Source organism: Microcoleus sp. B13-B6, assembly GCF_036705405.1.
Classification (GTDB): Bacteria; Cyanobacteriota; Cyanobacteriia; order Cyanobacteriales; family Microcoleaceae; genus Microcoleus.
Genome location: NZ_JAUBUJ010000101.1, coordinates 1 through 12,505, shown reverse-complemented (window position 1 = coordinate 12,505; position 12,505 = coordinate 1). Strand labels below are relative to the sequence as shown.

Genomic DNA, 12,505 nt, shown 5'->3' with positions numbered 1-12,505 from the left:
TTCTTGTTCTTAAGGCAAATGACCTATTGAGGTAAACTTGTTTGGGGTTAGCTAAAAGTGAGGGAATTATCTTTGATATCAACTTTTATTTTTTGCTACCTGCTTTTGCTCGGCTCCCCCCTGTTACAAAGATCGAATGCTTTAGCGCTGGAAGTGCCAGAACAAGCACAAAATGCCCAAAATACTAAAACTGAAGCAGATAGACTGTTTCAACAGGGGAACGAGCAATTAAATAGCGGCGACCTACAAAAAGCACTGGAAACCTACCAACAAGTTTTGGAGATTAGGAGAAAAATCGGCGATCGCCCAGGTGAGGGGGAAGTTCTTCACAAAATAGGCGTTGTTTACCACTATCTCAATCAGTATCATCAAGCAGTAGAGTTTTATCAAAAAGCATTAGAAGTGCGTCGAAATTTAGGCAATCGTACTGGGGAAGCAGCTACTCTCCACAATCTTGGAGACGTATATCGATTATTAGGCGAATACCAACCAGCCCTAGAAGTTTTGCAGCAAGCTCTTGCTATTCGTCAGGAGTTTAACGATCTAACAGGAGTTGGTAACACTCTCAATCATCTTGGTGCTGTTTATCAAGAAATGGGGGATTATTATCGTGCTTTAGAGTTCTATCAAAAAGCTCTTACTATTAGTAGAGAAGAGAGAGATCGAGCTGGTGAAGGACGTGCCTTAACCAATCTGGGAATAATTTACGGAAATTTGGGGCAGTATGTTCGTGCTTTAGAGTTTTATCAGCAAGCGTTAGCGATATTTGAAATTTTAAATAATCCTACTTATAAAGCTCATATTCTCGATCGGACGGGTTCAACCTATAGCGAACTGGGTCAATACTCGCAAGCACTAAACTTATATCAACAAGCTTTAGCTACTTATCAAGCAACAAATAATAAAGGAGGCATGGCAACAACTCTTCATAACATTGGTTTAGTTTATGTTAAAATGAGTCAGTATGCCCAAGCATTAAACTTTTATCAGCAAGCTTTAATTATTAGTAAGGAGATAGGCTACATTACAGGAGTTGGAAATACTCTTAACAATTTAGGCGTAGTTTACCAGCAGTTAGGTCAGTATTCTCAAGCCATAGATGTCCTCAAACAATCATTGTCAATTTTCCAAAATCTTGGCAATCGTAAGGATCTAGGTGATACTTTGGATAGTTTAGGTACAGTTCATCAAAGAATTGGTCAATATTCCCAGGCTTTGCAATTATATCAGGAATCTTTAGCAATCCGTAAAGAAGTAGGCGATCGCCCTGGAGAAAGAATTACTCTCAGTAACATTGCTGACGTAATTTTCAAACAAAATCAACCAGAATTAGCCATAATTTTCTATAAAGAATCTGTCAACGTTACCGAATCAATTCGCAGCGAATTGCGCTCTCTACCCACCGAACAACAGCGCTCTTACACTACTACTGTCGCCGATACCTATCGCCATCTTGCCGATTTATTACTGCAACAAGACCGAGTTTTAGAAGCACAACAAGTCCTCGATTTACTCAAAATTCAAGAAATAGAAGATTATCTCCGTTCCGTTCGGGGAAACGAACAAACGGCACAAGGCATTCCCTTAACTCCTCAAGAACAGCAAATTCGCAACAGGCACAATGAAATTTTAAATAGAGAAATTCAACTAGGCAGAAAGCTTGCTGAATTAGAAAAAATTCCCGTAGCTAACCGCACGCCCCTGCAGCAACAAGAAATTGCCAATTTCAGGCAAATGCAGCAGGAAATGCGCGGCACATTCAATGAATTTATTAACTCCCCTGAAATTGTTGCTATTGTCCAACAACTCAGCCCTAATGCTAGAGTACAAACTGTGAATCTAGCTCAACTCAATACCATACGGGGAGACCTATTGCAGCGGTTAGAAAAAAAAGCCGTATTGATTCAGCCTTTAATTTTAGAAGACCGTTTAGAATTGGTAATAACAACTGCTGACTCTCCCCCATTCCGACGTACTGTAGCAGTTAAAAAACAAGAACTCAATCAAGCAATTGTGGAATTTCGCATGGCTTTGGAAGATCCCAAATCCGATGCCAAAATCCCAGCTAAGAAACTTTATAATTGGTTAATCAAACCCGTCGAACACGATCTGACTGAAGCACAAGCTAAAAGCATTATTTATGCTCCTGATGGACAGTTGCGCTACATTCCTCTAGCAGCTTTATATGATGGTAAACAATGGTTGGGGCAGCGGTTTGCCATTAATAATATTACTGCTATGAGCCTGACAAAATTCAATGTAGAAACTGCAGCTAAACCTCGCATTTTAGCTGGTGCTTTTGCTGCGGGTCGTCATAATTTTGAACGGGGGTCTACTCGATTTGGTTTTTCTGGTTTGGAATTTGCGGGGCTAGAAGTGGAAAATTTAGCTGCGATGATGCCAGGAACTACAAAATTAATCGATCGGGAATTCAATCGTGCCACGATGATTCCGCGTTTGCCAGATTATACAATTATACATTTGGCAACTCATGCTATGTTTGTTACGGGAAAACCCGAAGATTCGTTTATTTTGCTGGGTGATGGGGGTCTAATTACCCTGCCCGATATTCAAACTTTAAACCTACTAAATGTAGACTTGGTAGTATTGAGTGCTTGCCAGACGGGGATAGGTGGTAAACTAGGTAATGGAGAAGAAATTTTAGGTTTTGGCTACCAGATACAGGAAACAGGAGCAAAAGCTGCGATCGCTTCTTTATGGAAAGTAGATGATGGCGGCACTCAAGCTTTGATGGTTGCTTTTTATACGGCGTTGCTGTCGGGAAATAAGAAGGCAGAAGCTTTGCAAAAAGCGCAAATAGCCTTAATTACAGGTGATGATTCAGTGTTGGGTCCATCGACCAATTTATCAATTTTATCTCAAACTCGCAGCGGTTTGAAACGGTCAGTGGCCAGTCGTTTGCATCATCCATACTACTGGGCACCGTTTATTCTAATTGGTAATGGTCTTTAGATAGTTGACAGTTGACAGTTGACTGTTAACTGTTGACAGTTGACAGTTGACTGTTGACTGTTGACTGTTGACTGTTGACTGTTGACTGTTGACTGTTGACAGCGAGGCTTTTAGATCGAACTGTTAATAGATTCCGGGAATTAGTTTTTTGACTTTTTGGCGGTACTCTGAATAGTCTGGATATTTTTTGGTTAACCAGGTTTCTTCTCGGTTGGCTTTGATCTCGAAAAGTATTATTAATAGTGCGCTGGCTATTAAGTGGGATATGCTCATTTGAAAAAGTGTCCAGCCGAGGGCTGCTAAAATTAAGCCGCTGTATAATGGATGCCGCACTATTCCGTAAATGCCTGTTTGGACTAATTCTCCGTCTTCTCTGGGATAGGGTAAAGGTGTCAGGTTTTTTCCTAAGTCTATCAATCCTTTGATGATGAAAATTAATCCGGTTAAGCCGAGAATACTGGCCATAAACCAGATAATATAAAGTAAGTGGGTTGATTGAATTTTTAATCCTGGCAGTTGATAAACTGGTAAGATTACAAATCCTGTGAGCAATCCTCCTTGAAGCAAAACTAAATATTCGCCACGGCTGTTGTTGCGCCAGCCTTCGCGCGTGAAGCCCCAGTCAGTTAAGATTTTCATAGTAAGACGAAGTTCGGCAACGGATTTTGTAACGGATGTAACGGATACAAGGAAGAGGGGTGGAAGGAAGAAGGAAGAGGGAAGAGGGAAGAGGGAAGAAAGAAGAAGGAAATGAACTGTTGTTTCTACTCGTTATTAGGCTCGGCTTGGTAATGCCTAACCGTCGGCTATGCCTCCAATTTTATTTTCGGAAGCGAGGCATAATTTTCGTCCATAAGTGAGGCAGAGCCTCTGGACATGGGTTCCCAGGCAGAGCCGGGGAACCAGCTAACCTACGGCGAACAGCGAACAGCGAACAGTCAACTGTCAACAATTAACAAATTTATTCTCGCCAGGGACGTGTCATTAATTCTAATTGATTGACTTCTTCTTGGCTCAAATTCCAGCCTAACGCGCCTGCATTTTCTTGGGCTTGTTTGGCGGTTTTGGCGCCGGGAATGGGGATGACTCCGTTTTGGCATATCAACCAGTTTAGGGCAACTTGGGCGGGCGTTCGATCGCGCTTTCTGCCCATTTTTCGCAGGGTAGACATGACTAATTCAATTTTTTCGAGGCCACTTTTGCTGAAGCGGGAGTCCATTTTTCTGGCTCCTGTAGGTGGTTCTTGGGCTGTGTATTTGTCGGTAAGCAATCCTTGGGCTAAGGGACTGTAAGCTAAAATTGTGACGCCCAATTCGCGGGCTGCACTCACAATTCCTTGTTTTTCTACTTGCCGCGACAGCAAGGAGTAACGGACTTGATTTGTTGCTAGGGGAACGCCTCTGGCTGCTAGTATTTTGTGGGCTTGGCGCATCTGTTCTGCTGAATAGTTGCTGACTCCTACTGCTTGAATTCTGCCTTGTTTTACTTCATCCGCTAAGGCGTTCATCAGGGTTTCTTGACTGAGTAAAAAAGTGAAGGGCCAGTGCACTTGGTAGAGGGCTATTTGTTCTACTTGCAAGCGTTTTAAGCTGGCACTCAAGGCTTCGGAAACTGATTTTCCTGTAATCCGCCAAGGTACGGGGCCGAATTTGGTGGCTATTTGCACGGGTTGGGTGGTTTTTTTGATAAACTGCCCCAGCAATTCTTCTGACAAGCCGTTACCGTAGACTTCGGCTGTGTCGAAGAAGTTGACTCCGCTGTCTAGGGATGTTTTGAATGCTGCTTCGACTTCGGCGGCGCCGTAGTTGCTGCCGTAGTTCCAAAATAGTTTGTCGCCCCAAGCCCAAGTTCCGACGCACAGGGGAATGACGGCGGGGCCGTTTTGTCCTAGGGTAATGGTTGTCACGGTTGGTAAATCCACAGTTATTGATTCTCTTTATTTTTATATGAATTTATACGAATAATCGCGATCGAGCTTCTAGCCGGGGGAGGAAAGGCGGCTGGTGGCGATATCTCAGTTACTATAAGTGCAAATGATGTGTTTATTTGAGTAGTTATGTCGATCGACCGTTTGCCAGATTCAAGATTAACAGATTCCGCGACTCCTGCTATCAAGAGAGTTACCCTGCTGACTATGTTCCGGTTGGGTTTGTTTCAGATGGGATTGGGCATGATGTCGATTTTGACCCTGGGGGTGCTCAATCGCGTGATGATTAAGGAGTTGGCGATTCCGGCTACTGTGGTGGCTGGTACGCTGGCTATGCACCAGTTTGTGGCGCCGGCTAGAGTGTGGTTCGGGCAAATGTCTGATGCTAGGCCTTTGTTTGGCCATCACCGCACGGGTTATGTGTGGATGGGCGGGGTTTTGTTTGTGATTTCTGCTTTTTTGGCGGTACAAGTGATGTGGCGCTTGGGCAGCAGTTTGGAGGCTGTGGGGTGGACTACTCCTACTTACGGCTGGGTGGGTTTGTTGGGTTTGATTTTTGCACTTTACGGTATTGCTATTTGTTCGAGTTCGACTCCTTTTGCTGCTTTGTTGGTGGATGTTTCGGATGAGGAAGATCGATCGAAGTTGGTGGGTGTGGTGTGGTCGATGCTGATGGTTGGTATTATTATCGGGGCGATTGTTAGCAGTGGTTTGCTGAAGCAAATTGATGGGGATGTGCCACGGGAAGTGTTGCAGGCTTCGATTAACGGTTTGTTTGTGAAGGTGCCGGCGCTTGTTTTGCTGTTGGTGGGGATTGCAACTTTTGGCGTTGAGAAAAAGTATTCGCGGTACAAAGCTCGATCGTCGGCAGTGAATCGAGAAGATAAAATTACTCTGGGAAGTGCGCTGCGGATTTTGACTGCTAGCCGCCAAACCGGTTTGTTTTTTACTTTCCTGCTGATTATGACAATTTGCTTGTTTATGCAGGATGCGGTTTTGGAACCTTACGGCGGGGAAATTTTTAAGATGTCGATTTCGGAAACTACGCAGTTGAATGCTATTTATGGTACTGGTGTGCTTTTTGGTTTGAGCGCAACTGGTTTTTTAATTGTGCCGCGCATTGGCAAGCAAAATACGATTAGGTTGGGCTGTTTGTCGGTGGCGACTTGTTTTGGTTTAATTATTTTATCTGGATTTACTGGTAATCCAATTGTGTTTAAGTCGGCTTTAATGTTTTTTGGTTTGGCTTCGGGAATTACGACGACTGGTGCATTGAGTTTGATGTTGGATTTGACTGCTGCAGAAACTGCTGGGACTTTTATTGGTGCTTGGGGTTTGTCGCAGGCGATGGCGCGGGGTGTGGCGACGATTAGTGGCGGTGCTATTTTGGATTTGGGCAGAAGTTTGTTTGGGGTGCCGATGTTGGCTTATGGGTTGGTTTTTGCTGTGCCTGCGGTGGGTATGATTCTGGCTGTTTGGTTGTTGGGTAGGGTGGATGTTCGGGAGTTTCAGGATAATGCTAAAAGTGCGATCGCGACTATTCTGGAAAATGACTTAGACTGATATTTTGTCAGTTGGCAGTTGGCAGTTGTCAGTTGGCAGTTGTTAGTTGTCAGTTGTTATTGCAATAACGAATAACGAATCAGGAACCAATAACCAATAACTAATGACTAATTTTTGGAATTCAATTTTAACTTTTTCTCAGACTACTGTCCAGACAGTCGGCGAGCAGTTTTTGAAAGATTTCGGTTCTGCACAAGCAGATGAGAAGGATGATGGGAGTTTGGTTACGCAGTCTGACAATTGGGCGGATGCAGAAATTAGAAATGCGATCGCATCTACTTTTCCCAGTCACGGAATTTTGAGCGAGGAAGGAGAACACGTTTTCGCAGATACGGAATGGTGTTGGGTTGTAGATCCTCTGGATGCTACGACTAATTTTGCTCGGGGAGTTCCGATTTGGGGGATTTCTTTGGGCTTATTGTATCGCGGAACTCCGGTTTTTGGCTGCGTGCATTTGCCACCAGTTAATCAATCTTTTCACGGTTTTTATGCAGGGGATTTGGCGGGCCACAACGTATTGGCAAATATGCCTCAAGGTGCGTTTTTGAACAATCGACCGATTTGTCCCACTGCTGATAAAATGAGCGGAAATCATATTTTTAATTTGTGTTCGCGGAGTGTGGGAATCGGGCCTCATCTTCCGAGTAAAATTCGGATGTTGGGCATGGCTAGTTACAATTTTTTGACTGTGGCTTCGGGTGTGGCTATGGGAGGGGTGGAAGCGACTCCGAAAATTTGGGATATTGCCGGGAGTTGGGTAATTGTGAAGGCTGCTGGTGCAGTTTGGTTGCCGCTGGAATCCCAGGGGATTTTTCCGCTGGAAGTGGGGAAGAATTACGGGAGAGTTTCTTATCCGACTTTGGTGATGAATCGGCAGGAGTTGGTGTCGGTGTTTTTGCCGTTTGTGGAGGCTTGGAAGAAGAAAAAAATGGGGTAATTTAGGTGAAGCAAAGCTATCCCGTAGGAAATCGAACAATTATTAAATAAAACTGCAGGGCAGGCGTGACGGAGGAGTCTCCCACGTCTGCCGTGCTGTTTGGAAGAAATATACCGACCGATGACCGATGGTTCAAGTATGCCTACCCTCGTCTATTTCTGCCAATCTGCGATCGGGTGGTTTTATTTTACGTCGATAGGGTGATGCGGTTTCGGTACAATTTGTGGTAATGTTTTCACGATCTATTATCTCTCGGAAATAAAATTATACCCGTTTTCAAGTAGAGGCACAAGGGTAAATAGATTTACTGCGGTGTGGGAAAAAGTAGATGAGTGGTATCTTGGCTATGCCGAAGAGTTAGCCTGGGGGAAGATACAAGAATAAACCTGGGAAGAAACTCAGAAAATTATGCGGTTGGCGATCGCACTTGATGCAGCCAGCAAAATAACAGATACTGGGATTGGGACACAACATTGCTGTGTCCCAACTCCAAAATGAATTTATTGCCTCATGCGATTAATTTCGACAGCACATTAGACAACTTAGCACCGAGATTCTCAACAGCGTCCTGCAGTTTTGCATCTTTCATCGTACCGTCAGCATTAAATGCTTCAAAAGCTTGGGGAATTGCTTTCTGATCCGGGAGCACCAATACGTTAATATTCCCCAGGATCGATCGCAAATGCACCAATCCCCGCAAACCGCCGATTCCGCCTGGGGAAGCACTCATAATTACCGCTACTTTGCCCGTAAATGCCACCAATCCCGGTTCACCCGGTGCTGGTCGCGATACCCAATCGATCGCATTTTTCAACACAGGCGTAATTGAACTGTTATACTCAGGGGAAGCTATCAAAAACCCGTCATGCGCTACCATCAATTCCTTCAATTGCCGAGCATTTTCTGGCATTCCCTCTTTGGCTTCTAAATCTTCGTCAAATAGCGGCATGGGTAAATCGCGCAAATCTAAATATGTAACTTCTGCACCCGCCGCCGTAGCCCCAGCCGCCGCAACTTTTACCAGCAGTTTGTTATAGGATGCTTCGCGGGTACTTCCGGCAAATGCAAGTATTTTTGGTCTGTTTGTCATTGATTTTTTCCTGCTTATTGTTTCCGCGTATAATTGTACTATTTCGAGTCATTCCAAACAAAGTCAGCAATGGGTTTATCTGCCGGCAAAACAGGATTGTCACTGGAATTGAGTAAAACCGATCGCATTTTTACATTCCCGACTCCCAAACGCCTCTCCACGCGACTGGGAATGCCGTAACCGTAAATAATGTGTCCTTTCCCCGCCAACACCACAACTTGATAGTCGGGGTTTGCTTGGACAAAATCTGCTATTTTTTCCGCCATAGTTTCGTCCCACAAAACTTGGGCTTGCAAGAATCTTTCAAAAGCCGTACTATTTCCCTGTGCTGTCTTTTGGTGTTGCTGGAAAACTTCTAGCAGCAGTTGCCGATATTCGGCGTTGTCAGTGCGAATTTCGGATATTGGCGGAATGTGCTTTTTTTCCTCCGCAGTGAGGCTTTCTAAACCTTGACGGGCAACTTTTCTCGTTACTTCGGATGGTGTATTTAAGGCGAGGACGGGTAGTTGATTTTCTTTGGCAAACCGCAAAATGGGGGCGTAAGATTCCCAGGGAAAGCGCCATCTGCGATCGTACTCTGTTTGCTCGACTAATTGCTCCTCAGTTAGTTTACCTGCTAAGTAGTTGTCGATCGCGCTTTGAAAGGGACGCTGAAACATTTCCATCGCGATCGCAATTTTCCGATTTTGCCGCTGCATTTCTCGGATAATCTTTAGTTGAGCTTGGTGGTCTTCCGCGCTATCGTGGGTTTCTCCCAGATACACGACTTTTGCCTTTACCAACTGTTGCAGAATCTCTTGGTTAGTGTAAGTCTGCCCAGGTTGAGGGTTCGCCGTCGTTTGGGCTGTCACTGCACTGCTGCACAGCAGAAAGATACTCAGCGACAAGGCGCATAGTTTGATGAGTTTGGTTGTTTTCATACAGATATTATGCCGTTTCTCGCAGCAGCAAGCACAGCCGAACTCTAGTATTTTAGCTGAGCAGCTAGAAAGCTCAATGCTTAATTTAACTTCATAATTCTCTGTGGTTACTTCTAAAGTTGTAAAGTTTAGTTGCAGGTACTTGCACTTCTAGAAGAAGGTGCTAAATTAATAATATGAAGCGAACAAAAAGCTTCTCTGACAGATACCACATCTAGATACCGCAGCGAAGTTCACAATAGAATCTAAGGAGTAAAACGCTGTCTAATCTCACATCTGTCTCATTAAAAACCAATAGCAGCACCCACCAACAAAGCTGATACTTCCTCAACTAATGAGAGGGGAGCAATGCAACTGAATCCGAGGATTATTGCAACTCCGCATCGAAGTTGAAAAAAGAGGAAATCACTCGGTACATATGGCTGGGTGCTGTTGTTGTTAAAGTTGTTATTAAAAGAAATTTTCGGTTTGTGATGTTTTTTTCAGTAGAGGCAGAGCCTCTAGATATGCGTTACCGGGCAGAGCCGGGTAACGAGCATAAAAGGAGAAACACTAGAAAATTAGTCGAAAATTGTTTCGTCTTCCTTTCGCCACGCGGGATCGACGATACAAATAAATATTAGCGGCTCTGTGCCACAGTTGTAAATAAACTGCTTGGCGTTTGGCGGAATGTAAACTGCATCTCCGGCTTCCACGAATTGATTTTCGTCGTCGATGTGCATCTCCCCAAGACCGCTGAGGATGTAGTAAACTTCAGAAGTTGTTAGGGAGTGCAGCGCAGAAGTTTGTCCCGGTGGCAAAGCGGCGTGGGCTAAACTGTAACGCAAATCCACAGCTTGTTTGTCTGGATGCAGCAATTCTCGCAGTTGAGTACCGTCGCCAGCAATAAACTCATCGCAGGCATTTAGCTTTTGAATTAGCATTCTTTCCCCTCTCCTGAAAATCTCTTTACCACAACTTAAGTTTAATTGAAAGAGCAAGAGATGTTAAGAAATATGTAAAGCGGCGATCGGATTTTTTAACCGTAAATTCCCGAATGCCCTCGATAATCAGGACAGTCGATCGCATCTTCAGATAAAGCTATAGTAGGCTGAACGGGACACTTGAGGTGGTAGTCGCCCGTGAAAAATACGCAGTTAGCACAAGGGATTTGGTGCATCCGCTGAGCTCGGCGCATGGAGTCGGTGACAGTACGCCCGACACTCAAACACAGCAAAAAAACTATGCCCCAGGCGGACACAAAACACAGCGGGACTAAAATAGGCTGTATTGCCTTAAGCAAAAAGTAAAGCATAGCAAGAAAATTTAGCGGTATAAGCCACACATACATTACAGTAGTGGAATTGCCGATCGATCGACCAAAAAGTTTAGAATCCTTTACAGCTCGATCGAGAAACCGGGCAATTATGGGATGATAAGGAACAGTCCTTAAATAAAATTAGAGGAAATCCGTTATGACTCTGCGATTAGGCGATACAGTTCCCAACTTTACCCAAGCTTCCTCTGAAGGCGAAATCAATTTCTACGACTGGGCTGGCGATAGCTGGGTCGTGTTGTTTTCCCACCCGAAAGACTATACTCCAGTGTGCACCACAGAACTCGGTGCAGTGGCCCGTCTAAAGTCGGAATTTGAAAAGCGGGGCGTCAAAACCATTGCCCTCAGCGTCGATGATGTGGATTCTCACATGGGCTGGATTAAAGATATTGAGGAAACTCAAAAAGTCACCCTCAATTATCCGATTTTAGCAGATGGCGATCGTAAAGTCTCCGACATTTACGACATGATCCATCCCAACTCGCTGAACAACTTAACAATCCGCACAGTTTTTGTGATTGACCCGCAAAAGAAATTGCGTTTGAGCATTACTTATCCGGCGAGCACGGGTCGGAATTTTAATGAAATTTTGCGAGTAATTGATTCCTTGCAACTTACGGACAAATACAGCGTTGCGACTCCGGTTGATTGGAAAGACGGCGACGATTGCGTCATCGTACCTTCGATTACCGACCCCGCAGAATTGGCAGAGAAATTTCCTAAAGGTTATACGCCGATTAAGCCTTATTTGCGGATGACTCCTCAGCCGAATAAATAGGTTTAGCATTCCTGGACGCAGAACCTAATTAGGTAAGGTGTGCACTGCACACCTTACCTCTATAATTCGCACGTAATATCAAATCCGTTGACATCGGAATTATTATCTCTCTCTTCTCTTTCTCTGTGTCCTCTGTGCCCTCTGTGGTTTAATCATTCCGATACAACTGGAATTTATCACACACCAGCTTGTAGCTAGGACTTGAGTCCTTAATCCTGATTTTTGAGCACTCAAGTGCTAACTACAAACAAAGAAATTGTGCAATCTTGTGTAAACACTTTAGATTGGAGGAAAGGCCAAATGCTGTCATCAACAATTGTGTTGCGAATACCGCCAAAATTGCAAATGACAGACGACGAGTTTTTCGAGTTCTGTCAAATCAATAGTGAGTTACGAATTGAACGCAACAAATCGGGAGAATTGCTAATTATGCCCCCTACTGGTTCGGAGACGGGAAACCGAGAAGGTAATATATTTGGGCCGCTGTGGGTTTGGGCAGAACAAAATGGTACTGGTTTAGCGTTTACTTCGAGTACAGGATTTACTCTGTCCACAGGTGCCCAAAAGTCGCCGGATGCTGCTTGGATAAAATTGGAAAGATGGAATGCTTTGTCACCCGAACAAAAGCAAAAATTTGCCCCTATTTGCCCGGATTTTGTAGTAGAACTCAGGTCGGCTTCTGACAATCTCAAGCCCTTGCAAGAAAAAATGCAAGAATATATGAGAGAACCCGGAGTGCAGTTAGGCTGGTTGATTGACCGAAAAAATCGCAGAGTTTATATTTACCGTCCTGGTTTGCCAGAGGAATGTTTGGAGAATCCTGCTACCGTTAGCAGCGACCCCGTTTTGCCGGGATTCATACTCAATATGAGCAAGATTTGGTAGAACTGGTAGCAATAAATATCAACTTCTTGTAAAAATTAATAATATAGCAATCCTAAATGATTCAGATAAATTTGTAGGGGTAGTGCTACCCCTACTCCCCGTGCCTACCCCCTATCT

General features: G+C 44.2%; 11 protein-coding genes. 5 read left to right on the top strand and 6 right to left on the bottom strand.

The genetic code is table 11. The features are described 5' to 3' along the window. Positions 1-72: 72 nt before the first annotated feature. A complete protein-coding gene (locus tag QUB35_RS31615) occupies positions 73-2,973 on the top strand; it encodes a tetratricopeptide repeat protein (RefSeq protein ID WP_333145736.1) in 2,901 nt (966 codons plus the stop codon). Between the two features lie 123 nt (positions 2,974-3,096). Here QUB35_RS31615 and QUB35_RS31610 read toward each other — a convergent pair whose 3' ends face one another. Further along, positions 3,097-3,612 carry an isoprenylcysteine carboxylmethyltransferase family protein gene (locus tag QUB35_RS31610; protein WP_333145734.1) on the bottom strand — a complete coding sequence of 172 codons (516 nt, stop codon included), beginning with the start codon at positions 3,610-3,612 and terminating at the stop codon, positions 3,097-3,099. A 322-nt stretch (positions 3,613-3,934) separates the two neighbouring features. Next, positions 3,935-4,879: an aldo/keto reductase gene (locus QUB35_RS31605; RefSeq protein WP_333145780.1), complete on the bottom strand. Its 945-nt coding sequence runs from the start codon at positions 4,877-4,879 to the stop codon at positions 3,935-3,937. Between the two features lie 150 nt (positions 4,880-5,029). Between QUB35_RS31605 and QUB35_RS31600 the strand changes: the two genes are divergently transcribed. Further along, complete coding sequence (locus QUB35_RS31600; protein ID WP_333145732.1) at positions 5,030-6,463, top strand: BCD family MFS transporter; 1,434 nt, start codon at positions 5,030-5,032, stop codon at positions 6,461-6,463. Between the two features lie 103 nt (positions 6,464-6,566). Next, entirely contained in the window at positions 6,567-7,400 is an 834-nt protein-coding gene (locus QUB35_RS31595; protein ID WP_333145730.1) for an inositol monophosphatase family protein, read from the top strand. 508 nt (positions 7,401-7,908) lie between these two features. Here QUB35_RS31595 and QUB35_RS31590 read toward each other — a convergent pair. From QUB35_RS31590 to QUB35_RS31575, 4 genes are all read right to left on the bottom strand, one after another. Beyond that, positions 7,909-8,490, bottom strand: a complete 582-nt coding sequence (locus QUB35_RS31590) for an NAD(P)H-dependent oxidoreductase (protein ID WP_333145728.1) — start codon at positions 8,488-8,490, stop codon at positions 7,909-7,911. A 38-nt stretch (positions 8,491-8,528) separates the two neighbouring features. After that, complete coding sequence (locus tag QUB35_RS31585; RefSeq protein WP_333145726.1) at positions 8,529-9,410, bottom strand: ChaN family lipoprotein; 882 nt, start codon at positions 9,408-9,410, stop codon at positions 8,529-8,531. Positions 9,411-9,970: 560 nt separating this feature from the next. Then, the gene (locus QUB35_RS31580) at positions 9,971-10,333 is read right to left on the bottom strand and encodes a cupin domain-containing protein (protein ID WP_333102323.1); all 363 of its coding nucleotides are present in this window, start codon (positions 10,331-10,333) and stop codon (positions 9,971-9,973) included. Between the two features lie 95 nt (positions 10,334-10,428). Next, entirely contained in the window at positions 10,429-10,704 is a 276-nt protein-coding gene (locus tag QUB35_RS31575) for a hypothetical protein (RefSeq protein ID WP_333145777.1), read from the bottom strand. Positions 10,705-10,864: 160 nt separating this feature from the next. Between QUB35_RS31575 and QUB35_RS31570 the strand changes: the two genes are divergently transcribed. Both QUB35_RS31570 and QUB35_RS31565 read left to right on the top strand, forming a co-directional pair. Continuing rightward, positions 10,865-11,503, top strand: coding sequence for a peroxiredoxin (locus tag QUB35_RS31570; RefSeq protein ID WP_333145723.1), 639 nt, complete (start codon positions 10,865-10,867; stop codon positions 11,501-11,503). A 300-nt stretch (positions 11,504-11,803) separates the two neighbouring features. Continuing rightward, a complete protein-coding gene (locus tag QUB35_RS31565; protein WP_333145721.1) occupies positions 11,804-12,388 on the top strand; it encodes a Uma2 family endonuclease in 585 nt (194 codons plus the stop codon). Positions 12,389-12,505: the final 117 nt, after the last annotated feature.

Excerpts from the sequence above, each read along its gene's own strand:
- QUB35_RS31595 (WP_333145730.1), top strand. The coding sequence starts at position 6,567 with ATGACTAATTTTTGGAATTCAATTTTAACTTTTTCTCAGACTACTGTC.
- QUB35_RS31610 (WP_333145734.1), bottom strand. The coding sequence starts at position 3,612 with ATGAAAATCTTAACTGACTGGGGCTTCACGCGCGAAGGCTGGCGCAAC.
- QUB35_RS31575 (WP_333145777.1), bottom strand. The coding sequence starts at position 10,704 with ATGCTTTACTTTTTGCTTAAGGCAATACAGCCTATTTTAGTCCCGCTG.
- QUB35_RS31585 (WP_333145726.1), bottom strand. The coding sequence starts at position 9,410 with ATGAAAACAACCAAACTCATCAAACTATGCGCCTTGTCGCTGAGTATC.
- QUB35_RS31570 (WP_333145723.1), top strand. The coding sequence starts at position 10,865 with ATGACTCTGCGATTAGGCGATACAGTTCCCAACTTTACCCAAGCTTCC.
- QUB35_RS31580 (WP_333102323.1), bottom strand. The coding sequence starts at position 10,333 with ATGCTAATTCAAAAGCTAAATGCCTGCGATGAGTTTATTGCTGGCGAC.
- QUB35_RS31600 (WP_333145732.1), top strand. The coding sequence starts at position 5,030 with ATGTCGATCGACCGTTTGCCAGATTCAAGATTAACAGATTCCGCGACT.
- QUB35_RS31590 (WP_333145728.1), bottom strand. The coding sequence starts at position 8,490 with ATGACAAACAGACCAAAAATACTTGCATTTGCCGGAAGTACCCGCGAA.
- QUB35_RS31565 (WP_333145721.1), top strand. The coding sequence starts at position 11,804 with ATGCTGTCATCAACAATTGTGTTGCGAATACCGCCAAAATTGCAAATG.